The sequence below is a fragment of the Hymenobacter sp. BT559 genome (assembly GCF_017571525.1).
In the GTDB taxonomy this organism is placed as follows: Bacteria; Bacteroidota; Bacteroidia; order Cytophagales; family Hymenobacteraceae; genus Hymenobacter; species Hymenobacter ginsengisoli.
The window spans coordinates 64,712-90,944 of the sequence record NZ_JAGETY010000014.1; the positions used below are offsets into that span (position 1 = coordinate 64,712).

At 60.7% G+C, this 26,233-nt stretch carries 25 protein-coding genes; 17 read left to right on the top strand and 8 right to left on the bottom strand.

What is annotated here, in order from left to right:
* Nucleotides 1-93: 93 nt before the first annotated feature.
* From J4D99_RS17550 to J4D99_RS17565, 4 genes are all read left to right on the top strand, one after another.
* Entirely contained in the window at nucleotides 94-270 is a 177-nt protein-coding gene (locus tag J4D99_RS17550) for a hypothetical protein (RefSeq protein WP_208133046.1), read from the top strand.
* 221 nt (nucleotides 271-491) lie between these two features.
* Nucleotides 492-2,750 (top strand): M28 family metallopeptidase, encoded by a 2,259-nt coding sequence (locus tag J4D99_RS17555; protein ID WP_208133047.1) that lies wholly within the window; start codon nucleotides 492-494, stop codon nucleotides 2,748-2,750.
* A 90-nt stretch (nucleotides 2,751-2,840) separates the two neighbouring features.
* Nucleotides 2,841-5,012, top strand: coding sequence for a S9 family peptidase (locus tag J4D99_RS17560; protein ID WP_208133048.1), 2,172 nt, complete (start codon nucleotides 2,841-2,843; stop codon nucleotides 5,010-5,012).
* 165 nt (nucleotides 5,013-5,177) lie between these two features.
* Entirely contained in the window at nucleotides 5,178-6,257 is a 1,080-nt protein-coding gene (locus J4D99_RS17565) for a proline iminopeptidase-family hydrolase (RefSeq protein ID WP_208133049.1), read from the top strand.
* A gap of 6 nt (nucleotides 6,258-6,263) precedes the next feature.
* On the opposite strand, the gene J4D99_RS17570 is transcribed toward J4D99_RS17565, so the two are convergent.
* From J4D99_RS17570 to J4D99_RS17580, 3 genes are all read right to left on the bottom strand, one after another.
* Nucleotides 6,264-7,301 (bottom strand): energy transducer TonB, encoded by a 1,038-nt coding sequence (locus J4D99_RS17570; protein WP_208133050.1) that lies wholly within the window; start codon nucleotides 7,299-7,301, stop codon nucleotides 6,264-6,266.
* A gap of 93 nt (nucleotides 7,302-7,394) precedes the next feature.
* Nucleotides 7,395-8,030, bottom strand: a complete 636-nt coding sequence (locus J4D99_RS17575; protein WP_213019585.1) for an RNA polymerase sigma factor — start codon at nucleotides 8,028-8,030, stop codon at nucleotides 7,395-7,397.
* Between the two features lie 88 nt (nucleotides 8,031-8,118).
* Nucleotides 8,119-8,469, bottom strand: coding sequence for a hypothetical protein (locus J4D99_RS17580; protein ID WP_208133052.1), 351 nt, complete (start codon nucleotides 8,467-8,469; stop codon nucleotides 8,119-8,121).
* A 138-nt stretch (nucleotides 8,470-8,607) separates the two neighbouring features.
* Here J4D99_RS17580 and J4D99_RS17585 point away from each other — a divergent pair, with 138 nt between their 5' ends.
* The 3 genes from J4D99_RS17585 (at nucleotide 8,608) to J4D99_RS17595 (ending at nucleotide 11,425) form a co-directional block, all read left to right on the top strand.
* Nucleotides 8,608-9,009 carry a hypothetical protein gene (locus J4D99_RS17585; RefSeq protein WP_208133053.1) on the top strand — a complete coding sequence of 134 codons (402 nt, stop codon included), beginning with the start codon at nucleotides 8,608-8,610 and terminating at the stop codon, nucleotides 9,007-9,009.
* 114 nt (nucleotides 9,010-9,123) lie between these two features.
* Nucleotides 9,124-10,155 (top strand): hypothetical protein, encoded by a 1,032-nt coding sequence (locus J4D99_RS17590; protein WP_208133054.1) that lies wholly within the window; start codon nucleotides 9,124-9,126, stop codon nucleotides 10,153-10,155.
* Nucleotides 10,156-10,246: 91 nt separating this feature from the next.
* Complete coding sequence (locus J4D99_RS17595; protein WP_208133055.1) at nucleotides 10,247-11,425, top strand: SMP-30/gluconolactonase/LRE family protein; 1,179 nt, start codon at nucleotides 10,247-10,249, stop codon at nucleotides 11,423-11,425.
* On the opposite strand, the gene J4D99_RS17600 is transcribed toward J4D99_RS17595, so the two are convergent.
* Together J4D99_RS17600 and J4D99_RS17605 are read right to left on the bottom strand one after the other, a co-directional pair.
* Nucleotides 11,426-12,166, bottom strand: a complete 741-nt coding sequence (locus J4D99_RS17600) for an RlpA-like double-psi beta-barrel domain-containing protein (RefSeq protein WP_208133056.1) — start codon at nucleotides 12,164-12,166, stop codon at nucleotides 11,426-11,428.
* A 207-nt stretch (nucleotides 12,167-12,373) separates the two neighbouring features.
* Entirely contained in the window at nucleotides 12,374-12,955 is a 582-nt protein-coding gene (locus J4D99_RS17605; RefSeq protein ID WP_208133057.1) for an RlpA-like double-psi beta-barrel domain-containing protein, read from the bottom strand.
* Nucleotides 12,956-13,502: 547 nt separating this feature from the next.
* On the opposite strand from J4D99_RS17605, the gene J4D99_RS17610 reads away from it, so the two are divergent.
* The 10 genes from J4D99_RS17610 to J4D99_RS17655 all read left to right on the top strand — a co-directional run bounded on the left by J4D99_RS17610 (nucleotide 13,503) and on the right by J4D99_RS17655 (nucleotide 24,354).
* Nucleotides 13,503-16,430: a 2-oxoglutarate dehydrogenase E1 component gene (locus J4D99_RS17610; protein WP_208133058.1), complete on the top strand. Its 2,928-nt coding sequence runs from the start codon at nucleotides 13,503-13,505 to the stop codon at nucleotides 16,428-16,430.
* Between the two features lie 150 nt (nucleotides 16,431-16,580).
* Entirely contained in the window at nucleotides 16,581-18,257 is a 1,677-nt protein-coding gene (odhB, locus tag J4D99_RS17615; RefSeq protein ID WP_208133059.1) for a 2-oxoglutarate dehydrogenase complex dihydrolipoyllysine-residue succinyltransferase, read from the top strand.
* A 264-nt stretch (nucleotides 18,258-18,521) separates the two neighbouring features.
* Nucleotides 18,522-19,160 (top strand): Crp/Fnr family transcriptional regulator, encoded by a 639-nt coding sequence (locus J4D99_RS17620; RefSeq protein WP_208133060.1) that lies wholly within the window; start codon nucleotides 18,522-18,524, stop codon nucleotides 19,158-19,160.
* 554 nt (nucleotides 19,161-19,714) lie between these two features.
* Nucleotides 19,715-20,029 (top strand): hypothetical protein, encoded by a 315-nt coding sequence (locus J4D99_RS17625; protein WP_208133061.1) that lies wholly within the window; start codon nucleotides 19,715-19,717, stop codon nucleotides 20,027-20,029.
* A 71-nt stretch (nucleotides 20,030-20,100) separates the two neighbouring features.
* Complete coding sequence (locus J4D99_RS21880; protein ID WP_220235710.1) at nucleotides 20,101-20,790, top strand: carboxypeptidase-like regulatory domain-containing protein; 690 nt, start codon at nucleotides 20,101-20,103, stop codon at nucleotides 20,788-20,790.
* Nucleotides 20,791-20,945: 155 nt separating this feature from the next.
* Nucleotides 20,946-21,326: a hypothetical protein gene (locus J4D99_RS17635; RefSeq protein WP_208133062.1), complete on the top strand. Its 381-nt coding sequence runs from the start codon at nucleotides 20,946-20,948 to the stop codon at nucleotides 21,324-21,326.
* A 129-nt stretch (nucleotides 21,327-21,455) separates the two neighbouring features.
* Nucleotides 21,456-21,974: a hypothetical protein gene (locus J4D99_RS17640; protein ID WP_208133063.1), complete on the top strand. Its 519-nt coding sequence runs from the start codon at nucleotides 21,456-21,458 to the stop codon at nucleotides 21,972-21,974.
* Between the two features lie 98 nt (nucleotides 21,975-22,072).
* On the top strand, nucleotides 22,073-23,479 hold the full coding sequence (gene lpdA, locus J4D99_RS17645; protein ID WP_208133064.1) for a dihydrolipoyl dehydrogenase: 1,407 nt from the start codon (nucleotides 22,073-22,075) through the stop codon (nucleotides 23,477-23,479).
* 161 nt (nucleotides 23,480-23,640) lie between these two features.
* Nucleotides 23,641-23,979 carry a hypothetical protein gene (locus J4D99_RS17650; RefSeq protein WP_208133065.1) on the top strand — a complete coding sequence of 113 codons (339 nt, stop codon included), beginning with the start codon at nucleotides 23,641-23,643 and terminating at the stop codon, nucleotides 23,977-23,979.
* Between the two features lie 117 nt (nucleotides 23,980-24,096).
* On the top strand, nucleotides 24,097-24,354 hold the full coding sequence (locus tag J4D99_RS17655) for a hypothetical protein (protein WP_208133066.1): 258 nt from the start codon (nucleotides 24,097-24,099) through the stop codon (nucleotides 24,352-24,354).
* A gap of 3 nt (nucleotides 24,355-24,357) precedes the next feature.
* On the opposite strand, the gene J4D99_RS17660 is transcribed toward J4D99_RS17655, so the two are convergent.
* The 3 genes from J4D99_RS17660 to J4D99_RS17670 all read right to left on the bottom strand — a co-directional run bounded on the left by J4D99_RS17660 (nucleotide 24,358) and on the right by J4D99_RS17670 (nucleotide 26,211).
* Nucleotides 24,358-24,933 (bottom strand): hypothetical protein, encoded by a 576-nt coding sequence (locus tag J4D99_RS17660; RefSeq protein WP_208133067.1) that lies wholly within the window; start codon nucleotides 24,931-24,933, stop codon nucleotides 24,358-24,360.
* A 108-nt stretch (nucleotides 24,934-25,041) separates the two neighbouring features.
* Entirely contained in the window at nucleotides 25,042-25,500 is a 459-nt protein-coding gene (locus tag J4D99_RS17665) for a cold-shock protein (protein ID WP_208133068.1), read from the bottom strand.
* Between the two features lie 99 nt (nucleotides 25,501-25,599).
* Nucleotides 25,600-26,211 carry a pseudouridine synthase gene (locus J4D99_RS17670; RefSeq protein ID WP_208133069.1) on the bottom strand — a complete coding sequence of 204 codons (612 nt, stop codon included), beginning with the start codon at nucleotides 26,209-26,211 and terminating at the stop codon, nucleotides 25,600-25,602.
* Nucleotides 26,212-26,233 lie beyond the last annotated feature (22 nt).

The window sequence follows — 26,233 nt, forward strand, 5'->3', positions numbered from 1 at the left end:
GTAGTAACGGCGGCAAAAGTACACCGGCTAGCCGGGCCAGGCAGCCACCAGCCGCCGTAGTCCGTACACCCAGCCAATCTATTTGTTTCTCCTATGAACCAGCCCACGCACACCCCCGACCCCCACACCGAGCCACCCGTACCCGTGCAAGGCGACGGCGTACCCGACTACAGCGACGTCGAAATCAAGACCGAAAGCGACTTGCCCACGCCCGACAAGGCCGGCGGCAGCGCCACCGAGCCCGAAAGCGGCGGGGGCTACAGTGGCTAGGGCCGCATTTAACCCCCACCACGCACAAGCGCCGCGCTGCCCACTAGGGGTGGCGCGGCGCTTGTGCGTGGGGGCAAACAGCTCTTGTGCAAGCGGTAAGCAATTTGATAATAAGACGAAAAAATAGCAGTATTGGGCAGCGGGTTAGCGCTATCTTTCGCCGGCCTATCGCTGGGTTTTGAAGCGGCAGGTAGTACTTCTTTTTCGCTACTAATCTGCTTATGCTGAAACCCTACCCCTTTCTCTTGCTCGCAGCCGGGCTATTGGCCAATCGGCTAACCGCCCAAACAGCCCCGCCCGCCGACAAGCCACTGCTGGGCTTCTCGCCAGCCACGGCGGCCACGGAGTACCAACTCGAAAGCAAGTTTGATACCCAACTCAAGGCCGACAATCTGCGCCAGTGGATGAAGCGCCTGGCCGCTCACCCGCACCATGTGGGCTCGGCCTACGACAAAGCCAACGCCGAGTTTATGGCTAGCCTGTTTAAAAGCTGGGGCTATGCCACGCGTATTGACGTGTCGTACGTACTCTTTCCCACGCCCAAGCTGCGTAAGCTAGAGCTGGTGGCGCCTACCGCCTTCACCGCTAGCCTCACCGAAAAGCCGGTGCCCGAAGATGCCACATCGGGCCAGACTAGCGAGCAACTACCGACTTACAACTGCTTTTCGAAGGACGGCGACGTGACCGCCGAACTGGTATTTGTGAACCAGGGCATCCCGAAAGACTACGAGGAACTGGCTCGCCGCGGCATCGATGTGAAGGGTAAAATAGTGATTGCCAAGTACGGCGGCTCGTGGCGCGGCATCAAGCCCAAGGTGGCCGCCGAGATGGGCGCCATCGGCTGCCTCATCTACTCCGACCCCAAAGACGACGGCTACGCCCAGGGCGATGTGTACCCCAAAGGGCCCTTTAAGCCCGAAACCGGCGCCCAGCGCGGCTCGGTGCTCGACATGCCTACCTACCCCGGCGACCCTCTCACGCCGGGCTACGGCTCGACCAAAAACGCCAAACGCCTTGACTACCGCACTGCGCCCACCCTCACGCAGATACCAGTACTGCCTATCTCCTATGCCGATGCACTGCCCCTGCTGTCGGCCCTAGCGGGGCCGATGGCCCCGCCCGACTGGCGCGGCGCGCTGCCCATCTCGTACCACCTCGGGCCGGGGCCGGCCAAGGTGCACTTGCAGTTGGAGTTCAACTGGAAAACCGAGCCGGTGTATAACGTTATCGCCACGCTGCGCGGCAAGGAGCTGCCCGACGAGTGGATATTGCGCGGCAACCACCACGATGCCTGGGTCAACGGCGCCAGTGACCCGCTCAGCGGCATGGTGGCCGAGCTGGAAGAGGCCCGTGCCCTCGGCGAGCTGGTGAAAACCGGCTGGCAGCCCCGGCGCACCATCATGTTTTGTGCCTGGGATGGCGAGGAGCCCGGCCTGTTGGGCTCAACTGAATGGGCCGAAACCAATGCCAAAGACCTGCAAAAGCACGTGGTGGCGTACCTGAACACCGACAACAGCGACCGCGGCTTTTTGGGCGTGGCGGGCTCGCACACGCTAGAGAAGTTCTTCAACCAGGTGGCGCGGGACGTGCCCGACCCCGAAAAACCAATGTCTATCCTGGAGCGGCGCCGGGCTAGCGACCTCGTGAATGGCAGCGCCGAGGTGCAAAAAGACGCCCGCGAGCGCGCCGACCTGCGCATCGGCGCCCTGGGCGCGGGTTCCGACTACTCGCCCTACATCCAGCACCTGGGCATCCCGTCGATGAACGTGGGCTTTGGCGGAGAGGGCGCGGGCGGCGAGTACCACTCGATTTTTGATTCCTTTGACGACTTCACGCGCTTCAAAGACCCCACATTTGCCTACGGCGTGGCCCTAGCCCAAACGATGGGCCGCTGCGTACTGCGCCTGGCCGACGCCGACGTGCTGCCCTTCGAGTTTCAGAATCTGTCGAATACCGTGGCTAAGTATGGCACCGAGGTTAAGAAATTGACCGATGACATGCGTACCGAAACCGAGCGCCAAGCCAAGCTGCTGGCCGAGAAGCGCTACGAGGCCGTGTCAAATCCTGACCAGCCCCTGCTAGCCCCCAAAGCCCAGGCTCCTGTGCCCCAACTGAACTTTGCGCCCCTTGATGCTGCCCTGCAAAAGCTAGCTCAGAGCGCCCAGGCCTACGAGCAGGCCCGCCAGAATCCCCTGCCCGCTGACCGCCAGAAAGCCCTCGACCAGCTTCTCTACCAAGCTGAGCAGCAGCTGCTCAGTACCGAAGGCCTGCCGCGCCGGCCCTGGTACCGGCACCAGCTCTATGCGCCGGGTTTCTATACCGGCTACGGTGTGAAAACCATGCCGGGCATTCGTGAGGCAATAGAAGAGCGCAAGTGGGCCGAGGCCGACGAGCAGATACAGCGCACTGCCGCTGCTATCAACCGCTTTGCCGGGCAGGTGAACCAGGCAGCGGCTACAGCTACTCCTAAGGTGCTGTAAGCCGACTAACCAAGGGATATGGGCATTCATTGACCCTTAAGTTTTTGTCGTTGCGCTCGCAACTATACTGAGCATCAAAAGCCTACTTACATGGCCGTAACTAAAATTGCCCTAGCCCTCCTGGGCAGCTGCGCTACCCTAGCGGCCCACGCCCAAACGGCCTCCGAGCCGGTGAAAGTCTCCGACTTGCTAAAAATCGAGCAGCTCAACAACGTCACCCTGACCCGCGATGGCCGGCGGGCGGCGTTTACGGTGCTGGCGGTGGTGCCCGACGAGAAGAGCAAGGCCGACTATAAAAACCTCACCCAGCTCTACACCATCGGCACCGAGGCGGGCGCCCAGCCCCGGCAGCTCACCTTTAGTAAGGATGGCGCCACGCAGCCCGCCTGGAGCCCCGACGGCCGCCAGCTGGCCTTTGTGCGGCCCGTCGATGACAAGCCGCAGGTATTCGTGATGCCCGCCGATGGGGGCGAGGCCCGGCAGCTTACGCGCTTCAAGTACGGCGCCACGGCGCCCAAGTGGAGCCCCGATGGCCGGCAGGTGCTGTTTGGGGCGGCTATTCCGCTGCGCGATTTTGTGAAAGACTCGCTGCTGAATGCCAGTAAGGCCCTCCCGCTGTGGTCGTACGAGAAGCCGGGCTTCACCAAGAATTATGCGCTAGGGTCGGCGCGGCCCAATGCCGATGGCACCCTAGCCGAGGTGCGCGCCTACCTCGACAAAAATGAGCTGGATAAGAAAGCCAAGGTGCTCGATAACCTTGACTTTCAGGATGAAAAAGACGTATCAGCCGACAAAAGCCTGGGCCAGCTTTTCCTGATTGATGCCACTGCTCCGGCCGCGCAGCCGGTAGCCATTACCCACGGCTTCTACCGCTTCAGCCAGGCCGAGTTTACGCCCGACGGTCAGCACCTGCTGCTGCTGGCGGCCATCGACTCGGTGCGCCACCCCGACCGCGCCCAGGAAAACGCGGTGTTTCTGGCCGACCGCGACGGCCGCCACCTGCGCTCGCTGCTGAGCCAAGATAGTACCGCGTACGGTACGCCGGCGGTGTCGCCCTCGGGGCGGTGGCTGGCCTTTCAGGAGGCGCCCACCGGGCGCGTAGCTGTGCCCAAGTTGCAGATTAGGCCGCTGGCTGGCGGCCAGGTTATCACCATTCCGCTCGACCGCACGCCGGCTGGCCTGATGTGGAGCAGCGATAGCAAGTACTTGTACTTCACGGCCCAAGCCAACGGCGGCGTGCCCCTCTACCGGGTGAATGTCAGCACGCGCAAAATGGAAAAGCTATCGGCCGACGATACGGGTATCCTGAGCTTTGCCGTGGCGCAGGGCCACGTGGTGTACGCCCAAACCGGCGTTCGCAACCCCTCCGACCTGTATGTGGCCGATGCCAGCCTGCGCCAGGTGCACCGCGCCGGCACCTTCAACGATTGGGTAAAAACCCGGCAACTATCCTTGCCCGAAAAGCACACGTTTGTGAACGACAAGGGTCTGACCGTGGAGTACTGGGTGATGAAGCCCACCGCCTACCAGGCCGGCCAGAAGTATCCGCTGCTGCTCAACATCCACGGTGGGCCGGCGGCCATGTGGGGACCGGGCGAGGCCAGCATGTGGCACGAGTTTCAGTACTTCGCTAGCCAGGGCTACGGCGTGGTGTATGGCAACCCGCGCGGCTCGGGCGGCTACGGCGAGCAGTTCTTGCGGGCCAATATCCGCGACTGGGGCACTGGCCCGAGTAGCGACGTGCTCACGGCCCTCGACAAAACCGTGGCTGAAGGCTGGGCTGACCCCGCCAAGCTGGTCGTGACGGGCGGCTCGTACGCCGGCTACCTCGTGGCCTGGATTGTGAGCCATGACCACCGCTTCCAGGCGGCCTGCTCGCAGCGCGGCGTGTATGACCTAGCCACCTTCTTTGGCGAAGGCAATGCCTGGCGCTTGGTGCCCAACTACTTCGGGGGCTACCCCTGGCAGCCGGCGGTGCGGGCGCTGCTCACCCGCGAGTCGCCTATCACCTACGTCGAAAATATTACGACCCCCTACATCCTCTTCCACGGCGAAAACGACCGCCGCACGGGCTTTGTCCAGGGCGAGATGCTGTTTCGCAGCCTCAAAGTGCTGGGCCGCCCCGTGGAGTACGTGCGCCACCCCGGCGGCACCCACGAGCTCACCCGCTCGGGCGACAACCGCCAGCGCATCGACCAGATGCTGCGCACTTACGAGTTCTTCGAGCGCTACCTGCACACCAAGGGGGTAGCCGCGCAGTAAAGCCACGTTTTAATTTGTAAACGAATAAAAAGAACGTCATGCTGAGCTTGTCGAAGCATCTCTGCCACGCCACTAGGCTAACTATTTCAACGGCGCGGGGGAGATGCTTCGACAAGCTCAGCATGACGTTCTATTAGGTTTTTAATTCTCTCCTTTCCCTATCCCATGAACCCACGTTTCCCCACTCACGCGCTGGCGCTAGCCCTACTAGGCGGCTCACTGCTCGCCAGCTGCAGCCAGTCGCAATCTACCACTACTGCCACCACGCCGGGCACTGCCATGCCGGCCAATTACTTCCCAGCCGTGGAAAGCGGCGTGAAGACCGGCGGCATCCAAGTTATTCCCATCACTACGCCCAAGGGCAAGTTTAATATTTGGACCAAAAAATTCGGTAATAACCCCAAAATCAAAGTGTTGCTGCTCAACGGCGGACCGGGCGCCACGCACGAGTATTTTGAGTGCATGGAAAGCTTCTTGCCGCAGGAAGGCATCGAGTTTATCTACTACGACCAGCTAGGGTGCGGCAACTCGGATAACCCCCGCGATACCAGCATGTGGAGCCTGCCGCGCTACGTGGAGGAAGTGGAGCAGGTGCGCCAGGCCCTGAACCTGAATAAGGACAACTTCTACCTGCTAGGCCACAGCTGGGGCGGCATCCTGGCCGCCGAGTACGCCTTCAAGTATCAGCAAAACCTCAAGGGCCTCATCATTAGCAATATGATGATGAGCTGCCCCGCCTACGGCAAGTACGCCGACGAGGTATTGGCCAAGCAGATGAAGCCCGAGGTGTTAAAAGAGATTCGGGCGATTGAGGCCAAAAAGGACTTCAGCAACCCACGTTACATGGGCCTGCTGGAGCCCAACTTCTACGCCGAGCACCTGTGCCGCATTGTGCCCAACCCGGAGCCCGTGACCCGCGCAATGAGCAAAATCAACCAGTCGCTCTACGTGACTATGCAGGGGCCTAGCGAGTTCGGCATCTCAGGCAAGCTCACCACCTGGGACCGCACCAAGGACCTGCCCAAGCTCACCATTCCGTTCCTCAGCATCGGCGGCAAGTATGACACCATGGACCCCGCCCACATGGCCTGGATAGCTACCCAGGTGAAGCAGGGCGCTTCGCTCATCTGCCCCAAAGGCAGCCACATGGCCATGTACGACGACCAGCAGACCTACATGACGGGCTTTGTCAAGTTCCTGAAAACGGTAGATGACGGCTCTTTCAAGGCCGGCATGAAAATGTAGGCCTAGCTACTCAAACACCACCGGTACTTCGACCACCTGCGCTGCTCGGCGCCCGGCGCTGATGCCGGGCACCCAGCTAGGCCCCTCCTGCAGCAGCCGGATGGCCTCGGCATCGTAGTCGGGGCGCAGCTTGCGCACGGCCTCGGCTTGCTCAATCTTGCCATCGGCCCCGAGGTGTAGGCGCACCAGCACCCGGCCCGACTGGCGGGCGCCATCACGGCTTTCGGGCTCAAACTCGGCCGTGCCCTTTTTTAAATACTCGCGTAGCGCCGCATAGCCACCGCTAGGGGTGGCGGGCAGGGCCGGGGGGGGCGGCATGGCTGCCTTCATCCTGGCCATGGGCTCGCTCACGCGTGCTGGCGCTGCCGTGGGGGCGGCATCTTGTGTGGGCGAGGGCGTTGATACTACCTCGGCCAGCGTGGTCGAGTCGGGGGTAGCTGCCCCGCCTGGGCTGCTACCGGCCCTAGCCGGTGCCGCGCTGGGGTGCTGGCGGCCGGAGTGCGCAGCTACCGCTGGCGCCGCAGTGTGCGGGCGGTGTGGCGCCCTGGGCGCTGCAGCTGGTGGGGGCGCCACCGCAGTCACAGCTGGTGCCGGGGCTGCCGGCGCTTCAACGGGTGCTGCTGGTTGGGGCTGGCTAGCTATGGCTACCTGCGCTGGCGCCAGGTGCGTATGTTGCCGCTGCTGCCAGGCCCACCACCCACCAGCCACCAGCCCTAGTAGTAACGCTGCGGCGGCCGCCAGCTGCGGGGCTAGCCAGCGGTGGCGGCGCGGCGTGGCTACCTGCCGCGCCGGGGCTGCCTGCTGCTGTACCCGCTGGCGCAGGCGTTGGTGCAGCTGCGCCAGCGCTTGGTCGGTGGTGGCGGGCGGCGTTTGCAGCAAGCCCTCCAGGATGTCGGCGCAGCGCGAGCAGGCCAGGGTGTGCGCCTCCACCCGATGCTGGGCTGCCGGAGCCAGCGTGCCCGCCGCATACTGGCGCAGCAGCGCCACTGGCAGGTGCGGGCCGGCCGGGGCAGTGGCGTTCAGCAGCGGGTTGGTAGGCAGCATGAGGTTGCGTTAAGAAGTGCGAATGTGGAATGAAGAATTAAAACTGTTGGGGTGCAGCACTAAGAAGCAGAGATTGGCGTGAAGGATGCTTCCTCATTCTTCATTGCTCATTCTTAGCCCTTTGCCAAGAGTTCGTTTGAGCATGCGGCGGCCATTTTGCAGGTGGCTTTTCACGAGGTTGAGGGCTAGCCCCGTGAGCGCTACAATCTCCTGATACGATTTTTCTTCCAAGTAAAATAACTCCAGGCAGCGCCGCTGCTCGGGCGGCAGCTGGCTGAGCGCCAACTCCAGTGCTTGCAGGTCGGCCTCGTGCTGGCTGGCTGCTTCGGCCTCGGCGTTGGCATCGGGCAGATGCCGGGCGGCGGCATTTTCCACATCGGCGGCTTCGGGCAGCAGCACCAGCGGGCCGCCACTGGCGGTGCCGCGCTGCCGGGCCCGCAGCTCCATCAGGCAAAAGTTGCGGGCTGTGGTGTAGAGCCAGGCGCCAAAGTTGTCGGGCGCGTGCGTGCGCAGCTTCACCACCAACTGCTCAAACAGCTGCATGGTGGCATCCTGGGCATCCTCATCGGGCGGGGCCAGGTAGCGGCGGCACACCGCAAACACCTCGGGCAGGTGCCGCTCGTAGAGCAGGCCTAGCGCGGCCACGTCGCCGCCCTGGCGGTAGCGGGCCAGCACCTCCTGGTCGGGGAGGGTAGCGGCAAGAGCAGGCGTGGCACGGCGACGAAACAACACGGCAGCAAAATACGCCCGCCTGGCCCGATTGGCGCACAAAAAAGCCCGCGCCGGGGGCGCGGGCTTTCGCTAGGGCAGGTGCAGCCTACTTCTGGGCAGCAGCCTTCATGTTCTCTTTGGTCTGGTGAGCCGACTTGGCGGCAGCGTCGCCCATGGCATTCATTTTGTCGCCGGCAGCGTCCATTTTAGCATCCATCTTGGCGCCGGCTTCCTTGGCGTTCATTTTGGCGCGGTCGGCAGCGGCATCCATCTTATCGCCGGCGGCGTCCATTTTAGCATCCATCTTGGCACCTACTGAGTCAGCGCTGGGGGTGGTTACCTCGGTGGTCGTGGTGGTCGTGCCGTCGGCATTCGCGGTTTTAGTGGTGTCGGTCGAGCAAGCGGTGAAGCTCAGGGCCACGGCAGCGGCAAACAGGGTTTTGAGCGAAGTAGTCATGATTGAAAAGGGAGTGGGTGGTGAAACTGTCCACCTTAATTGGCTTGCGCCCTAAAAGGTAACCTTTGGCCAGGGGCTGCCAACTAACTTTTTAGGGCTGGGCCAAGTATAGCCAGCTAATCTATTCTTTCCCCGCTCATGGACTCTACTGCCTCCACCCCACATACCCCGCCCACGCCCGAAGTTCAGCTGCACGTCAGTGATGAGCAGAGCACGGCCTTGCTTACCGATACCCTCAACCTGCTCGGCCAGGGCCTGCCCAACGCCGACGGCGCCACCGGCCAGCGCGAGCTGGAGCGCTGGGAAACGGTGCTGGCCGCCAGCGACCGCCCCGGCCTGGCCAAGATAAAGCAGGAAGTAAGCCTGCTGCGCCAGATGCTAAGCTCCAGCGACACCCAAAGCCACGAGGTGGCCGAGGTGCTGGCCAGCCTCGGGGCCGAAGCCAGCAAAGTAGCCGAAGAGTCGGCTAATGGCTACTCGCCCGCCCTGCAAAACCTGAGCAAAGTGCTGATTAAAGCCAGCAACCTGCTCTCCCGTTAGCATTTAGCCTTTGTTTACAATGGCTGCCGGCCTTTCGCTTAAGCGGAGGGCTGGCAGCCATTGTGCGTTTCGCGGCCGGCTAGCCGACCTTTGCGGCTGCAAGTAGCCCCGCCTATGATTACCCTCTACGACCCCTTCGAGGGGATGCAGTTTGGCCCCGGCCGCTGCTTTCTTACTGGCCAGCCCGTGACGGAGGCCGATACTATTCCGGTGTTTGCCGACTGGCTGCAAGGCACTTACGGCCTGGCCGAGCGCCCCCTCTATTTGCTCGACCAGAGCCAGACCACCTACGGTGCCCTGCGCCTGCCGCTAGCCCCCGCGCTGCGCCCGCGCCTCGACGCGCTGGAGGCCGAAGTGCAGGCTGCCGCCCAGGCCGGCCCCGCCGCGCTACGCGCCCTGCCGCCCGACCGCCTATGGCAGTGGCTGGGCAAAATGTTCTACGGCATCTTTGTCACGGAGCTTATTCAGCAGCAGGAGCCCCTCATCAAGCCGCAGTACCCGCTAGCTGAGAATGTGCAGCTAGTGCAGCGGTTTCGAGCGTTTTTTCAGCTGTTGCAGGGCCTGCGCGTGCCCACCGACTATGCCGACTTTGTGCCCGGCTCGGTGTTCGTGCTCGAAGCCGATAGCGCTTATGATGCCCCGGCTTTTGAGCTCGATGATGACTTGAATACTTTGGTTATGAGTGTAAAGCTTGGGCAGGCCGTCATAGTAGGTACGCTCGTAGATATCGGGTTTATTGGCCAGGCCATGCGCCAGGTCTATGCCGATGCCCAGCGCCCGCTGCACCCGGCGCAAGTGGCTGAGTTTAAGGCCCGCGCCTACTACGGGGCTTACCTGCTAGCCGTGGTGCCCGACATCTATCCGCGGCGCCCCACGCCCGCCGATGCGCCCGGCGCCGAGCTGGTGCTCGATGCCCTGGTGGACGACGTGACCTCGACCATTTTCAACCCCTGGGAAAACCTCGCCTATGGCCACACCCTCGCGGGCTTGTGGCCGCGCTGGGGCCTCACCGAAGCCCAGATTCTGGCCAATCCGTTTCAGCCGCTGAGCCTGCTCTACGATGCCGCCAGCCAGCCGCAGCCGGCCGCCGCTGCGGCCGAGCAGCTAGCCGTGCTGGCCTATCAAAATAAAACCCAGCCTAACTAACGTATACCGAACGGCTAGCCCGCCCTGCCCGTATGCCAAACCCCGGCCTTGCTTTTCAGGCCGGGGTTTTTCATTCCTTTTCCACATGACTATGCGTTCTGCTTTCTCTCCCCTTTACGCCGCGGCGGCCGGCCTGCTGCTGGCGGGCTGCAACTCGGGCACCTCAACAGCCGACAAGCCGCGCGGTACTATCCCCGCCGACTCGACCGCCGCGCACGTGCCGGCCCCGGTACCGGCCAACTCGCCGCTTACCATCGTAGCCGAGATTACCGACCCGCAGGTGACGGGGGTGGCCGTGGCGCCGGGCGGCAAGGTGTTCGCCTTTTCGCCGCGCTGGGACTTCAACCCCACCTACCCCGTGGCCGTGGTGGGGCCTAGCAATACGCTCACGCCGTACCCGGACGCTGGCTGGTGCATGTGGAACGACTCGGTACGGAACGAGCCCATGAAGCACTGGATTTGCCCGCAGGCTGGCTACGTCGATAAGCAGGGTATGCTCTGGATTATTGACCCAGCCGCGCCCGGGCTCAAGGTGACGGTGCCCGGCGGCGTGAAGCTGGTCAAAACCGACCCCAAGACCAATAAGGTGCTGCAAACCATCCCGTTTCCCGAGAGCGTAGCCCCGCGCCACTCGTACCTCAATGATGTGCGCATCGACCTGCAAAACAACTATGCCTACCTCACCGACTCGGGTACCGGGGCGCTGGTAGTGGTTGATTTAAAAACCACCAAGTCGCGCCAGCTGCTAGCAAAGCAGCCGTCCACCTTGCCTGATAAGGGCTTTATTACCAAGGCCCAGGGCAAGGCGCTCTATGACCCCATGGGCAAGCCCGGCCAGTTCAAAGCCGATGGCATTGCGCTGAGCGCCGACAACCAGTACCTCTACTACCGCGCCTTGTCGGGCCACTCGCTCTACCGCATCAAAACCGCCGTGCTGCGCGATGCGGCCCTGAGCGCCACCCAGGTACAAGCCGCCGTAGAAAAGCTGCCCGACGCCCCCGCCTGCGACGGCATGGAGCTCGACAGCAAAAACAACCTGTACCTCACCAATTTCGAAGAGGGCGCCATCCTGCGTCGCACGCCCGATGGCAAAATCGAGACTGTGGTGAAGGAACAGCGCCTCGAATGGCCCGATACCTTCGCCTGGGACCCCGATGGCAATAATATCTACTTCACCACTTCAGCCATCCACAAAATGCCGAATTGGAACAAGGGCGTAGGTCAGCCCCGCGAGCCGTTCCGCATCTACAAAATGGCATTGGCTAAATAGCTAGCCCGCCTGCTGCCGGCTCAGCCGCCGAGACGGATGACTGGCAACGGATTTGGACACATGATGCCCCGGCCGGGCGTGAGTCGCAGCAGTGGCTTGCGCCCGGCTTTTGCGTGGGGCCTGGGCTAGCCGCAGCTTGGCCCCCGGGGCAAGTATGTGCAGCTTTTCGCGGCGGTGCGTAAGAATGTCGATGCGGTGGCGGTAGCGTCGGTTCATGGTGTCGTGCACCGTGTACACGCCGTCGAGCTGCGGCGAAACCCCGCCTACCTGCACCTTATCGCCGTAGTCGAACTTGCCACCGCCACGCTTCAGCAAGTCGGGCGAGAGGGCTAGCCAGCGCGTGTGGCTGCCGTAGTGCGGCCGAATACGCGAGTTGTCAGCCGTGATGAATGGGCTGGAATCAGTTTGCCGGGCTACTGCCTGGTACACGGTGGCCGTGACGGTGTAGGCGCGGCCGCCGAGCCGCCGGGCCGGGCGGCGGTGCTGGGCTGTGAGGTGGCTGTGCCTAGCTGCCGCGCGGGGCTTGCGATGCTTAGTTACTGCCGAGTGCGTTACTAAATGTCGCGAAGCTGCACCATGCTTAGCAACAGCCGCTCTCTCACGCTTGGGCTTAGCTGCATGAGGCCGTCGGCTGGCCGCGCTGGCGGCCCGCTGCCCACCACGCGTAGAGGGGTGGCGCGAAGCTGCATTCGCAGCTGTAGTGAGTAATAAGAAGACTATCAGCGCTTTAATATCGGCCATTAGTTGCTTGTTAAGTGCTGCAAAGCGGCCTGCATATGAGGGCCAAGGGAAAGTGTAGTGCAAGACCTAACACCCCAAATGGCCCGGTACGTTCGCTTCGTGTGCTCCAGCAGCACCAATAAGTACTAAGCAGCACCCACGGCTTGCAACAAAACGCTGCTTTGCATTAAGGGCCTGCGCTAGCCTTGCATCCTGCTCCGCATTGTCTTAGAAGGTGGCGCTGGCAAAGTAGTCTACCCGCTTTTTATCGCCTCCGATAGCCAGGAAGTCGGGGCTGCTAGCCCGGGTAGCTGCGCCACTGCGAAGCCGGGCTAGCGAAGTAGCGCGCGCCGTGCTCACATTGTGGGAAGAGTCGGCAGAAGAGGTGGCCGCAACGAGCTGAATTTTAACGTTTTTAGTGTATATATCTATTTTTTCGCGCACGTGCGTCAGGATATCCATGCAGTGATGGTGCCGTCGGTTCATGGTATCGTGTATCGTATACACGCCGTCGAGCTGCGGCGAAATACCGCTTACCACCACTTGGTCGCCGTATTGAAAATCGCCGCCCCAGCGGGCCAGCAGGTCGCGCGACAGGGCCATCCAGCGCGTCTTGCTACTATAATGCGGCTTGATGTCAGAATTGTCGGCCGTCACAAACGGCTCATCGTCAGTCTGATTCTCAACTGGTTGGTAGGCCGTAGCCGTGACGGTATATACCAGGGTCTTTGCCGTTTCCTTCTTGCGGGCAGTGCGCGTAGCCGGCCAGTGCGTAAGGCTTTTGCCTTCCGTGGCCAAAAAAATGGTCATGCTGGACGTCGGCTCACCAGGGGCAGGGGTAGTAGGGTGATGGGCTACACTTAGCGTTGCTGCCGCCAGTAGTAGGTTGGTTATCAGTTTTGCATGCTCCATCAGTTAAATGGTTAGTTGACCGCCATTTATGCCTGGCGTTTTGGGCCACTGCCAGTAGGGGCAGAAAGTCCTTAACAGTGAATCAGATGCAATGGTTGTCAGCTAAGCCGATTGTCCAATATTACTAAACGCTTGTGGCTAATAGGGGCAGGCTGGTCTTAGAAAATTATACTATTTCTTGAATAAGTCATGTTGAGTTTGCTGGCCGTTGAGTATCTCATATAAATTCCTTGTATTTTACGTAGTGCCGAAATTCATACTTGAAAACGCCATCTATTCGTCGCTATCCTCGTTAAATTAGCCGTTCTGAAGAATGCGAGCAAAAATTTTATAAAACAATTACTTGTCTATCAAACGAATTTGTGTAACCGAATGTAAGTTTTCTGCTTATTGCCAGTTACTTTACTTTTGCGCCTAATCAGACTGTCTTTTTCAAATTCCCGTCATGGATACTTACTCCTATATCGCCAACGCCGACGCGGCGGCCATTGAAACGCTGTATCAGGCGTACCAGAACAACCCCGAATCGGTCGATTTTGGCTGGCGTAAGTTTTTCGAGGGGTTTGACTTTTCGCAACAGTTTCCTGAGGGCGCGCCCGTAGTGCCCGGCGCCAACGGGGCCACCAATGGCAGCGCGCCCAAAACTGCCCCTAGCCCCGCGCCCGGCCCCGTGCCCCAGCCCGACGACTACGGCGTGCTCAATACCAACGCCTCGACCAACAACGCGCCTGGCCTGGCCCAGGGCACCGTGGCCGGTGACAAGGAAACGGCCGTGCGCAACCTCATTCACGCCTTCCGCAGCCGGGGCCACCTGCGCGCCAAAACCAACCCGGTGCGTGAGCGCAAAGACCGCCAGGCTCGTCTAAACCTGGCCGATTTTGGTTTGAGCGACGCCGACCTGGATACTAAGTTTCGCCAGGGTGAAGACCTTGGGCTGGGGCAGGGTGCCACGCTGCGCGAAATCGTGGCGGCGCTCACCAGCATCTACGCTGGCACGGTGGGCTTCGAGTACACCTACATCCGCGACCCCAAGGTGCTCGACTGGTTTCAGCAGAAAGCCGAGCACGGCGCGCTGGCCTTCAACCCCGATGTGGAGTACAAGAAGCGCATTCTCAAGAAGCTGAACGAGGCGGTAGTTTTTGAGAACTTCCTACACACCAAGTTCTTGGGGCAGAAGCGCTTCTCGCTGGAAGGCGGTGAAACGACCATTCCGGCTCTCGATGCCATCATCAACCGCGCCGCCGAGCTGGGCGTGAAAGAAGTGATGATAGGCATGGCGCACCGTGGCCGCCTCAACGTGCTGGCCAACATCATGGGCAAGACCTATGAGCAGATTTTCTCGGAGTTTGAAGGAACGGCCACGCCCGACCTGACGATGGGCGACGGCGACGTGAAGTACCACATGGGCTACTCGTCGGAAGTGACCGCCACCAACGGCGAGAAAGTCAACCTGAAGCTAGCCCCCAACCCCTCGCACCTAGAGGCGGTAAACCCCGTGGTAGAAGGCTTTGTGCGGGCCAAGATTGAGCACCAGTACGGCGGCGACTACCACCAGATTCTGCCCATCCTCATCCACGGCGATGCGGCCCTAGCGGGCCAGGGCATCGGCTATGAGGTGACGCAGATGTCGCAGCTAGAAGGCTACAAAACGGGCGGCACAATTCACTTCGTGATTAACAACCAGGTGGGCTTTACCACTGACTTTGAGGACGCTCGCTCGTCAATTTACAGCACCGACCTGGCCAAGATTATCGACGCACCGGTCATTCACGTAAATGGCGACGACCCCGAGGCAGTGGTATTCGCAGTGCGGCTGGCGGCCGAGTACCGCCAGCAGTTCCACGCCGATATCTTCATCGACATGGTGTGCTACCGCCGCCACGGCCACAACGAGTCGGACGAGCCTAAGTTCACGCAGCCCACGCTCTACAACGTCATCTCGAAGCACCCCAATCCGCGCGAGGTGTACAACGCGACCCTAGTGAAGCGTGGCGACGTAGATGCTGAGCTGGCCAACCAGATGGATAAGGAGTTCCGCGACATGCTGCAAGCCCGCCTCGACCAAGTGAAGCAGCAGCCGCTGCCTTATAAGTACCAAGCGCTCGAAAACGAGTGGCGCACGCTGCGCCGCAGCACCAACGAGGACTTCGACCAATCGCCGGAAACCGGCATCAGCGAAGAAGTGGTGGAGCGCGTGGCCAAGGCCCTGACTACTGTTCCGGACAACTTCCGACCCATCAAGCAGATTGATAACCTGCTGAAAGAGCGCCGGAAGATGTTCTACGAAACCCGCGTGCTCAACTGGGCTGCTGGTGAACTGCTGGCCTACGGCTCGCTGATGAGCGAAAACCACACGGTGCGGGTGAGCGGCCAGGACGTGCAGCGCGGCACGTTCTCGCACCGCCACGCGGTGCTGCACGACGCCGAAACTTCGGCCCCTTACAACTCGCTCAATCACTTGGAGGGCGAGCACCAGCAGCTGAACATCTATAACTCGCTGCTGAGCGAGTACGCGGTGCTAGGGTTCGAATTTGGCTATGCCATGGCCAACCCCACGGCGCTGGTGATTTGGGAAGCGCAGTTTGGCGACTTTGCCAACGGCGCGCAGACCATGATTGACCAGTTTGTGGTGAGCTCCGAAAGCAAGTGGCAGCGTATGAACGGCATTGTGATGCAGCTGCCCCACGGCTACGAAGGCCAAGGCCCCGAGCACTCCAACGCCCGCCCCGAGCGCTTCTTGCAGCTCGCCGCCGAGAACAACATCGTGGTGGCTAACATCACGACGCCGGCCAACTTCTTCCACGCCCTGCGCCGCCAGCTGGTCTGGAGCTTCCGCAAGCCGCTGGTGGTGATGTCGCCCAAGTCGATGCTGCGCAACCCGCTGGCCGTGTCGCCGGTCGAAGACTTCACGAGCGGACGCTTTCAGGAAGTGCTCGGCGACGGCTTTGCCGATGCCAAGAAAGTGAAGCGCGTGCTGCTGTGCTCAGGCAAGGTGTACTACGACCTGCTGGAAGAGCAGCAGAAGTCGGACCGCAAGGATGTGGCCATCGTGCGCCTCGAGCAGCTGCACCCCTTCCCCAAAAAGCAGCTCGACGCCGAGCTGGCCAAGTACCCCAAAGCCAAAATCTACTGGGTGCAGGAAGAGCCCGAAAACATGGGTTACTGGAACTACATGGTTCGTTTCATGCGCCGCGAGCTCGAGGATGTAGTAGCCCGCAAGCCCTCGGCTTCGCCTGCCACTGGCTACAACAAGGTGCACGTAAAAGAGCAGAAAGAGATTGTAGCCCGCGCCTTCGACAAGCCTAAAGAAGCTGTAGCCACCGAGCAGATTAAAAAAGAAGTAGCCACCGCCGACAAAGCAATCGACGGCTAGGCCCTCCTTCCGTATCCAATACGTTCGCCGTGGCTGGCCTCTCCGCTAGGGTAGCCACGGCGAAATAGTCTTCCTTACTTACGTTTTAGCAGTCGGCGGTCTGGCGTCCAGCGCCGTTTCTTTGCCTACAATACCCTCTGCCATCTTCTCATGCCCACCGAAATCAAAATTCCCGCCGTCGGCGAATCCATCACCGAAGTCACCATTGCCAAGTGGCTTAAGAAAGACGGCGACGCCGTGAAGCGCGACGAAGTAATCGCCGAGCTGGAATCGGACAAGGCCACCTTCGAGCTGCCCGCCGAGGCCGATGGCACGCTCAAAATTCTGGTGGCTGAAGGCGAAACCATTGGTATCGGCACGGCCATTGCCCAGCTCGAGGGGGCCGGGGCTGACAACAGCCAGGCTGCGCCAGCCGCAAGCGCTTCGGCTACCACCGCCGACCCGGTTTCGCAGGGCGAGCAAAACCCGCAGGCCAGCGACCAAAGCGGCTACGGCGGCACACCCGCCGACCGCCCCAATACTGACCCTAGCACGCCTGGCGCCCCTGGCGCAGCAGCCCCGGTGGCCGCTAGCCCCGCTGCTGGCGGAGGCGTAGTTGAAATGAAAATTCCCGCCGTCGGTGAATCCATCACCGAGGTGACGGTGGCCAAGTGGCTGAAGCCCGACGGCGCTCAGGTGAGCCGCGACGAGGTAATTGCCGAACTGGAATCGGACAAGGCGACTTTTGAGCTGCCGGCCGAAGGCAGCGGCACCCTGCGCCACGCCGTGAAGGAAGGCGAAACTATTGGGATAGGCGCGCTTATTGCCCGTATTGAAGGCGGTAGCGGCGCCGCTGCCGCACCGGCGCCTAATGCCCCTGCTGCCTCCGCTCCGACTACTGCCACCCTGCCCGTTAGCAGTGGGGCTAGCACCTACGCCACGGGTGTACCCTCGCCGGCCGCTGGCAAAATCCTGGGTGAGAAAGGCATTAACCCAGCCGACGTAGCCGGCTCGGGCCGTGATGGCCGCATCACCAAAGAAGACGCCCAAAATGCCCAGGCCAAGCCTGCTGCACCGGCCCCGGCCGCAGCACCTGTTGCCGCTCTGACAGCGGCTAGCCCCGCCGCGCCAGCCGCCCCGGCTGGCGAGCGCAACCAGCGTCGCGAGCGCATGAGCAACCTGCGCAAAACGGTGGCTCGCCGCCTGGTATCGGTGAAAAACGAGACGGCCATGCTCACCACCTTCAACGAGGTGAACATGCAGCCCGTCATGGACCTGCGCAACAAGTTCAAGGACAAGTTCAAGGAGAAAAACGGTGTGGGCCTGGGCTTTATGTCGTTCTTCACCAAGGCCGTATGCGTGGCCTTGCAAGAGTGGCCGGCCGTGAACGCCTACATCGATGGCGACAGCATCGTGTACTCCGACTTCTGCGATATCAGTATTGCCGTGTCGGCGCCGAAGGGGCTAGTAGTACCGGTTATCCGCAACGCCGAGAAGCTGAGCTTCGAGGGTGTGGAGAAGGAAGTGGTACGCTTGGCCGGCCTGGCCCGCGACAACAAGCTCACCATCGAGCAGATGACGGGCGGCACGTTTACCATCACCAACGGTGGCATCTTCGGCTCAATGATGAGCACGCCCATTATCAATGCGCCGCAGTCGGCCATTCTGGGCATGCACAACATCATTCAGCGCCCCGTGGCCGAAAACGGCCAAGTGGTGATTCGCCCCATGATGTACCTGGCCCTGAGCTACGACCACCGCCTCATCGACGGCCGCGAGTCGGTTTCGTTCCTAGTGCGCGTGAAGGAGCTACTCGAAGACCCGACTCGCTTGCTGCTAGGTGTTTAAGTAAGTAAAGATAGAACTTTTAAAAGCCGCCTTGAAAAAGGCGGCTTTTTTTGTTGAAAAACTGCTGTTTATAAGTGATTGTGTGCGAAGAAACTGAATGAGGTTATTTCCATATAATGCGTATTTATACCTGGTTCGCGCTACGTATTAAGCGGTATATTTGAGAGATTGTTGTTTAGCAATTTTTACAGGATGGGCCGCTTTATTTCCCCAAATTGTCACTCGTGTCCCAGCCGCCAAAGCCCCCTGCTAGGGTCGTGTCTTTTGGAGGAGCTGGAATTTATTACGACTACCAAGTCGGCGCAATTCTACCATAAAGGGCAAACCATCTACCAGCAGGGAAGCCAGGCGCAGGGTATGCACTGCATTCACCAAGGCAAAGTGAAGCTAGTGAAGGCCGGCGGCGATGGCAAAGAGCACATTACGCGGCTGGTGCGCCACGGCGATGCGCTCGGCTTCCGGGCCCTGCTAGGCGGCGGGTACTACACCAGTTCGGCTATCGCCCTCGACGACTGCGTGATATGCTTTATTCCGCGGCCCGATGTGCTGCGCCTCGTGCAGTCCAACCGGCAGTTTGCCAATACGCTGCTGCAGCTACTAGCCAACGGTCTGGGGCAGGCCGAAGAGCAGATGCTGCGCCTGGCCTACAAGCCCGTGCGCGAGCGCCTGGCCGAGGCCCTGCTGCTAGTGCGCCGCACCTTCGATTCGGTGGCTGCGCCGGCGGAGCCCTACACCCTGGCCCTCTCGCGCGAGGACTTGGCTGCCCTGGTAGGCACAGCCAAGGAAACGGTAAGCCGCTTACTTACTGAGTATAAGGATGCCGGTGTCGTAGCTACGCGTGGCAGCCTGATTATGCTGCTCGATGAAGCCCAATTGCAGGCGATTTCCACGCGCTACGATTGAAGCCACCGGCTACTATTCAAGCAAGAGCCAGGGTCCGGAGTACAACTCGGGCGCTGGCTTTTTTGTAGGCTATCCTTTCAGAGCCAATTTGAGAATAGTCGCTTTCAAAGCGGGACAATGCAAATAATGTGGATAGAACTGTATGGGAAAAGTGCAAATAGTTTTTATTTATGTTAGCTCATATTTTGATATAAATCAGCAAAAAAAATGATGGCTGTCATTTTTAAAAAATGCCCTCATTTAGAGATTTGTAAAACCAGATACGAAATTCTTTTTAACAAATAAGGCAAATTAACCAGTCTAGCCAGCGATACCTGTTTTTAAAGATTAATAAATTTATCCTATTCAACAGATTTGGTGAAAGCGGGGTAAATCCAGTATTGGCCTGTTTGCATCATCCCTCGCGGGTCCGTTGACGCCCGGGTGCTATGAATCTACCATTCTTACGTTATCTGCCCGGCTTAGGCAGCCCCCCAATACGCCAAGTAGTGAGAGGCGCTGGCAGTAGCCCTGGCGGCTCGGCCGAAGCGGCATTGAATTACTTGCTTACCGAGTTGCCTGAGCTGTTGTTGGCCGCGGTGCTCGACCTGCCTAGTGGCCAGCTGCTAGCCACTTACGCAGCCGAGCGGACTTACCAGCCCAGCCTGCTAGCCCCTTCGGTAGCAGCGGTGGTGCAGCAGGCCTACCTGCTGAGCCACGGCCAAGCCGATGAAGAGCCTGTAGAGGTGCTGCTTACGCTAGCCAGCCAGCTGCACTTAGTGCGGCTTTGGCCCGGCGGCCGGCAGGCGCTGTTTCTGGCTGTTGCAAGCCACGATACTAACCTGGCCCTGCTGCGCCAGCTAGCCCAGCAGGCCGTGCAACTGCTTTAGGTAAATTCATAATAATAAAATGTTTATAAATAATAGTACACAATCGACTTCCACCCTTTTTCCCCTCTTATATGAAGCTCACGGCTACCCCATTTGACCCGCAGACTGGCGAGCTACTGCCAGTGTATCGCGATGCCTACCTGCGCGGCGACCTGGCCCGCGCCTCGGCCCAGGCCGTGGAGGCCTACCTGCACCGCGATGCCGGCCAGGCCCACACCACCGTAACGCGCTGGCACGAGCTACAGGCCGACGACGCCCCTGCCGCCCCTAGCTGGGTGCAGCAGCAGTTGCGGTTTATTCGGGAGCAGCCCCAGCGCTTCCGTCGCCGCGCCCTGAGCCTGGTGACCGTGGGCGCCCTGCTGGCCGGCGTGAGCATGGCCGCTTCCAACCGCCCCTCTAGCGTGCTGCCCGTGACCAAGCTAGCGGTGCCCAGCGCCGTGCCTGCCGTGGTCAGCCTGGAGGCTGCCTCGGCCGTGGCCCCGGCTGCCGCCCGTACCGTGCTTGTGCACGGCCGCATCCTCAACGAAAAAGGCGAGCCCCTAGCGGGCGCTACCGTGCTGCGCAAGGGCACTGCCCACGGCACAAGCACCGATGCCCAGGGCAATTACTCGCTGCGGGTGCCTGCCGATGGCCTGGCCATGCTGCAATACGGCTACGGTGGCTACACCGAGCAAGAAGTAGCGGCTACCCAAAGCACCGCCAGCGCTACGGTTACGCTGCAGCCTAAGGCGCCCAAGCGCCGCCACTGGCTGTTTTTCTAATCTTTTGATTTACCGGGGCCTAGCGGCCCCCGCCCGACGATGTGAAAGCGAGAATCTACCGCAAGCTAGTCGCCCGCAAACAACAAGAAGACGCTCTAAAACAGCAAGAAGCTTTACCCAATCCAACTCCCTCTATTACCCCTTATTCAGCCACCATGGCCTACTCTAAGAATAGCCCCGCCGGGCAAGCAATTGACGCAATTATTACCGACTTACCCGGCCTGATGGCCGTGGCCGTTGTAGACGTAAACTCGGGCATGGCCCTGGCTTCGCACTCCAACACGCCCAGCATCAATCCCGAAACGGCTGCCGCTTATAATACCGAAGTAGTAAAGCAAAAGCAGAAGGCCATGGCCGCCCTCAAGCTGCAAGGCGAAACCATCGAGGACATTCTGATTACCCTGACCAACCAGCTGCACCTGCTCAAGCTCAACCCGGCGGGCAGCAAGTTTATCTACCTCGTAGTGAACTCGCGCGATACCAACCTGGCCATCGCCCGGGAAGTGCTGCGCTCGCACGCTGCCGCCATTAGCTAATATAGTGCTGAAATACGGCTACTTATAGAGCCCGGCCGCGCCCTGCGGCCGGGCTTTTGCGTGCCAGGGGCTAGCCGTTTTGGGAGGCTTTGCGTTAAACCGTAAATCCTTTTCCTGATTCCCTGCTTCATGAAATCCAAGCATTCAAATTCCCCCGCCGCGCCCCGCGGCGCCAAGTTCTGGCCTGCGCTGGGCTTTGCCGCCATCACGGGCTCGCGGGCTACCAGTGGCCCCATGTTTCTCAGCGACTACTTATCGCACCGCGCCCTGGCGCCGGGTATGGCGGGGTCGCCGCTGCGCTTTCTGGCCAAGCCTGGTGTGGCTAGCCTGCTAAAAGTGCTGACCGCCGGCGAGTTGGTGGGCGACAAGCTACCCGGCACCCCCAACCGCACCGTGCCGCAGCAGCTCACTACCCGCGCCGCCTCGGGCGCGCTGGTAGGCGCCACCTGGTATAAGAGCCAGGGCGGCAGCGCCCTCAAAGGAGCTCTGGTAGGCAGCCTGGGTGCCGTAGCGGCCACGTTCCTGACCTTTTACCTGCGCCAAAGCCTCAGCGAGAAAACGGGCATCGCCAGCTCCACCATTGGCTCGGGCGAAGATGCCCTGGTGCTGGCTGGCGGTGTGGCGCTGAGCCCCCGGCCCGGGCGATAACGATTGCGGCAAAAAGCGCGGGCACCGGGGCTAGCGGCCTCTGGTGCCCACGTATCTTTGCCGGAACCAACCGGCAGTTTGAGCCTGTTTTTGTTCCTATGAATCAATACGACGTCACCGTCATCGGCTCGGGGCCGGGCGGCTATGTGGCAGCCATTCGCTGCGCCCAGCTAGGGCTCAAAACTGCCCTCATCGAGAAATACCCCACGCTAGGGGGCACCTGCCTCAACGTGGGCTGCATCCCCAGCAAGGCGCTGCTCGACAGCACCGAGCACTACCACAATGCCCACACCACCTTCAAGGAGCACGGCATTGAGCTGGAAAACCTGCAGGTGAACATGAACCAGATGATAGACCGTAAAAACGGCGTCGTGAAGGCTAATGTGGACGGCATCGCCTACCTGATGAAGAAAAACAAAATCGACGTGCTGCGGGGCGTCGGTTCGTTTGTTGATAAGACGCACATCAGCATCGCGCCCACCGAGGGTGGCGAGGCGCAGCAGATTGAAACCAAGAACGTTATCATCGCCACCGGCTCCAAGCCGACAGTGCTGCCGTTCATCGCGCAGGATAAGCAGCGCATTATTACCAGCACCGAGGCGCTGAATATCCGCGAAGTGCCCAAGCACCTCATTGTAATTGGCGGCGGTGTGATTGGCCTCGAAATGGCGTCGGTGTACGCCCGCGTGGGTGCCAAGGTGAGCGTAGTCGAGTTTACCGACAGCCTCATCCCGACTATGGACCTGGCGCTGGGCAAGGAGCTGAAGCGTATTCTGGGCAAAATCGGCATCGAGTTTTACCTCGGCCACAAGGTGACCAGCGCCACCCGCGAGGGCGACACCGTGACCGTAACCGCCACCACGCCCAAGGGCGAGGAGCTGAAGCTGGAAGGCGACTACTGCCTCGTGGCCGTGGGCCGCGCGCCCTATACGGCCGGCCTCAACCTCGAAGCCGCCGGCGTCGAGATGGAAGAGCGCGGCCGCATCAAGGTTGATGCGCACCTGCAAACCAACGTGCCCGGTATCTACGCTATCGGCGACGTTATTCGCGGGGCCATGCTGGCCCACAAGGCCGAGGAAGAAGGTACGTTCGTGGCCGAAACCATTGCGGGCCAGAAGCCGCACATCAACTACCTGCTTATCCCCGGCGTGGTATACACCTGGCCTGAGGTGGCCGGCGTAGGCTTCACCGAAGAGCAACTCAAGCAGGAAGGTCGTGCTTACAAAGTGGGCTCGTTCCCCTTCAAGGCCAGCGGCCGCGCCCGCGCCAGCATGGACACCGATGGCTTCGTGAAGGTGCTGGCCGACAAAGCCACCGATGAAATCCTGGGCGTGCATATGATAGGGCCGCGCATCGCCGACCTCATCGCCGAAGCCGTAACGGCCATGGAATTCCGCGCTTCGGCCGAAGACGTGGCCCGCATGAGCCACGCCCACCCGACCTATGCGGAGGCTATGAAGGAGGCCTGCCTGGCGGCTACCGAGAACCGCGCCATTCATATGTAATTATCGCATTAGCAGTAAAGCAAAAGCGGCTGAAGCTCTCGCGGGCATCAGCCGCTTTTTTGTGCCCAGCCTGCCGTCAAAGCGCTGCCTAGGCAACCTTCGGCTAGCCCCTTACGAATACCCTAGCCCACCGGCGGCGCTGCCTGCTGCCTTGCTGTGCTATGGCCTTTCCGTTAGAGTTCCTTCTCACCCAAGCTTTACGCTACACGCTCATGCCTAAGGATAAGAAAAAGCATTCGAAAAAAGACGAACTGTCGAGCGACATTCTGGATGCGGCAAACCTTACGCTCAAGAAGTTTCGCAAGGTGACCAAGCAAGTTGGGAAGCTCAGCACCGGGCAGAAAGTGGTGGGCGGCCTAGCCCTGCTGGCGGCCGGACTCACGTACCTGGCTCAGCAGCAAGCTGATGCGCCTGAGGCTGACGCCGACAAAAATACGGCGGCCAGTGAAGAGCCCACACCACGCAAGCGCAAGAAGGCCGCCAGCCCCGACCTCGACTAAGCGGGCCGGTTAGCAGTTGTGTTCTGCGCAAGGAGTTTACCTGCTTTCGCAACCTTTTGCCTTCGCCTGCGGATACTGGACTAGCCTTAATAATTCACGCGTCTTACCCCCGAACCCATGAAAAAGAACAAGAAAAAGAAAGCCGCCAAAAAGGCCACGCTACTCGGCGGCGCCGCCAAGTCGCTCAAAAAGCTAGGCAAAGGCAGCGTAGGCAAGCTCAGCACTACCCAAAAGGTGATTGCCGGCGCCACGCTAGGGGCCCTTGGCGTGCGCTACTTGGTCAAGAAGCTGGGCAAGCCAACTACCACGGCCGATACCGACTACGCCAGCGCCGGGGCTAGCAACGACACGTTTGGCACGGCTACGGACGAGTAGCCGCTAGGCCAGCAGCCAGAAGCGCCAGCCGCCCCAGTAGCGGCTGTATTGCTTCCAAAAGGATTCTAATTCGCCGCTGGGTGGCAAGCCGCGCGGGGCAGCGTAGGCATTATAGGCAAGGCTGTCGGCAAATACGCGGCTTTGCTTCGTCACCAAGTTATAGGTAAAGTAGCGAGTCTCTTCGGCTTGCCCGCAGAGGATATCATCAACTACCTTAAACTTGTCAATCTGCTGGGCGCCACCCATATCTGATATAACAAAAGGGGCCTTGGGTTCAAAATAGGTATCGGTGCCATTTAGCTCGCTCATCTCTTCGCCGTGGCCTAGCGGGATGCGCGCCGAGTCGCCGAGACCGTGGTCGCCCCAATAGGTGCACGAAAACACAAACAGCGCCATATACGTCACCACGAAGAGGCGCCGCCAGAGCTGCCAGCCAGCGTAGCCCATTCGCTTCAGCTTCACTAGGCTGGTGGGGCGCCGGGCGGCTAGCCCCGTCAGCCAAAGGGCAGCCGTGACATACAGCCCGGCCTGAATGGCGATTTTGAACAGTGTGCAAATAAAGCCAAACAGGTATTCCATAAAGCAAGAGGCCGCGCAGCTTCCCGGCTAGCGAAAGACTAGGACACAAAAAAGCGTCTGAAACCCGAGATTTCAGACGCTTTTTTATAAGTCAAAAGGCACGAGGACCTAGCTGGCCATTTTCACGCGCACGGCGGTCGGGCCCTTCATGCCCGGCTCTACCTCAAACGTGACCTTGTTTCCTTCGAGCAGCGTGAGGCCACCTAAGGCGTTGGCGTGCACGAAAATGCTCTCCTGGCTGGCGGCGTCCTTGATGAAGCCATAGCCCTTGGATGCGTTGAAGAACGTGACGGTGCCGGTACGCTGGGTGTCTTCGGGCTCGCGGTCTTCCTGCTTGGGCACCCCAATCTGGATATCCTCGGCGTTGATTTCTTTCTTCTTCTTGGTCGGGTCGGGCGGGGTCGAAGTAATGTTGCCATTCTCATCGACGTAGGCAAACATCTCCTCGAGGCTCGAATCCTTCTTGTTGGCCTGGCGCTCATCACGGCGCTCGGCTTTTTCTTGCTGCTTTTTCAGCCGCTTCTTCTCGTTTTCTTTCTTGCTGAAACTTTCTTGCGCTCTGGCCATAGGGGGTTGATAGGATATTCGGCTGCTGCCGGCGTGAAACCAGCACCGGGCGGCAACGGACTATTGTAGAACCACCTCGCACCGGAATAAGTCCCGAATTTACTCGGTATTTTTTGAAAAACCGCTGACCTCGCGGCTAGCCCCCGCTGGCAGGCCATCGAGGCGCACGTCGCCCACGCGCACGCGCACCAGCCGCAGCGTCGGAAAGCCCACGGCAGCCGTCATTTTACGCACCTGCCGAAACTTGCCTTCCTTCACGGTAATAGCTACCCAGCTGGTAGGCCCGTGGCGGTCGTCGCGGATGCGGCGGCCGCGCGGCGGCAGGTCGGGGGCCTCGGCCAGCAGGCGCGCCTGGCAGGGCCGCGTGCGGTAGGGCGTGCCGTGAATGCTGATGTCGACCCCGCTTTGCAGGCTGGCCAGGGCTGCGGGCGTGAGCTGGCCATCGACCTGGGCGTAGTATTCCTTCTCGACGTGGCGGCTGCGCACCTGCTCGCTCACGCGGCCGTCGGTGGTGAGCAGTAGCAGGCCTTCACTGTCCTCATCGAGCCGGCCGATGGCCATGGTGCCAGTTGGAAAATCGCCGAGCTCGCCCAGAAAGCGCTTCTTGTTTACTTCCTTCGCAAACTCGCTGGTAAACTGGCTGAGATAGCCCCAGGGCTTGTGCAGCACGAAGTGGCGGTGGGGGAGCGCAGGGTCGGGGGCTGGCAGCATAGTCGGCAAAAATACGGTCCCT

Coding starts and splice junctions, on each gene's coding strand:
- J4D99_RS17550 (WP_208133046.1), top strand. CDS start 94: ATGAACCAGCCCACGCACACCCCCGACCCCCACACCGAGCCACCCGTA.
- J4D99_RS17670 (WP_208133069.1), bottom strand. CDS start 26,211: ATGCTGCCAGCCCCCGACCCTGCGCTCCCCCACCGCCACTTCGTGCTG.
- J4D99_RS17600 (WP_208133056.1), bottom strand. CDS start 12,166: ATGGCCGATATTAAAGCGCTGATAGTCTTCTTATTACTCACTACAGCT.
- J4D99_RS17555 (WP_208133047.1), top strand. CDS start 492: ATGCTGAAACCCTACCCCTTTCTCTTGCTCGCAGCCGGGCTATTGGCC.
- J4D99_RS17655 (WP_208133066.1), top strand. CDS start 24,097: ATGAAAAAGAACAAGAAAAAGAAAGCCGCCAAAAAGGCCACGCTACTC.
- J4D99_RS17560 (WP_208133048.1), top strand. CDS start 2,841: ATGGCCGTAACTAAAATTGCCCTAGCCCTCCTGGGCAGCTGCGCTACC.
- J4D99_RS17650 (WP_208133065.1), top strand. CDS start 23,641: ATGGCCTTTCCGTTAGAGTTCCTTCTCACCCAAGCTTTACGCTACACG.
- J4D99_RS17595 (WP_208133055.1), top strand. CDS start 10,247: ATGCGTTCTGCTTTCTCTCCCCTTTACGCCGCGGCGGCCGGCCTGCTG.
- J4D99_RS17640 (WP_208133063.1), top strand. CDS start 21,456: ATGAAATCCAAGCATTCAAATTCCCCCGCCGCGCCCCGCGGCGCCAAG.
- J4D99_RS17605 (WP_208133057.1), bottom strand. CDS start 12,955: ATGACCATTTTTTTGGCCACGGAAGGCAAAAGCCTTACGCACTGGCCG.
- odhB (WP_208133059.1), top strand. CDS start 16,581: ATGCCCACCGAAATCAAAATTCCCGCCGTCGGCGAATCCATCACCGAA.
- J4D99_RS17635 (WP_208133062.1), top strand. CDS start 20,946: ATGGCCTACTCTAAGAATAGCCCCGCCGGGCAAGCAATTGACGCAATT.
- J4D99_RS17565 (WP_208133049.1), top strand. CDS start 5,178: ATGAACCCACGTTTCCCCACTCACGCGCTGGCGCTAGCCCTACTAGGC.
- J4D99_RS17585 (WP_208133053.1), top strand. CDS start 8,608: ATGGACTCTACTGCCTCCACCCCACATACCCCGCCCACGCCCGAAGTT.
- J4D99_RS17580 (WP_208133052.1), bottom strand. CDS start 8,469: ATGACTACTTCGCTCAAAACCCTGTTTGCCGCTGCCGTGGCCCTGAGC.
- J4D99_RS17570 (WP_208133050.1), bottom strand. CDS start 7,301: ATGCTGCCTACCAACCCGCTGCTGAACGCCACTGCCCCGGCCGGCCCG.
- J4D99_RS17610 (WP_208133058.1), top strand. CDS start 13,503: ATGGATACTTACTCCTATATCGCCAACGCCGACGCGGCGGCCATTGAA.
- J4D99_RS17665 (WP_208133068.1), bottom strand. CDS start 25,500: ATGGCCAGAGCGCAAGAAAGTTTCAGCAAGAAAGAAAACGAGAAGAAG.
- J4D99_RS17660 (WP_208133067.1), bottom strand. CDS start 24,933: ATGGAATACCTGTTTGGCTTTATTTGCACACTGTTCAAAATCGCCATT.
- J4D99_RS21880 (WP_220235710.1), top strand. CDS start 20,101: ATGAAGCTCACGGCTACCCCATTTGACCCGCAGACTGGCGAGCTACTG.
- lpdA (WP_208133064.1), top strand. CDS start 22,073: ATGAATCAATACGACGTCACCGTCATCGGCTCGGGGCCGGGCGGCTAT.
- J4D99_RS17590 (WP_208133054.1), top strand. CDS start 9,124: ATGATTACCCTCTACGACCCCTTCGAGGGGATGCAGTTTGGCCCCGGC.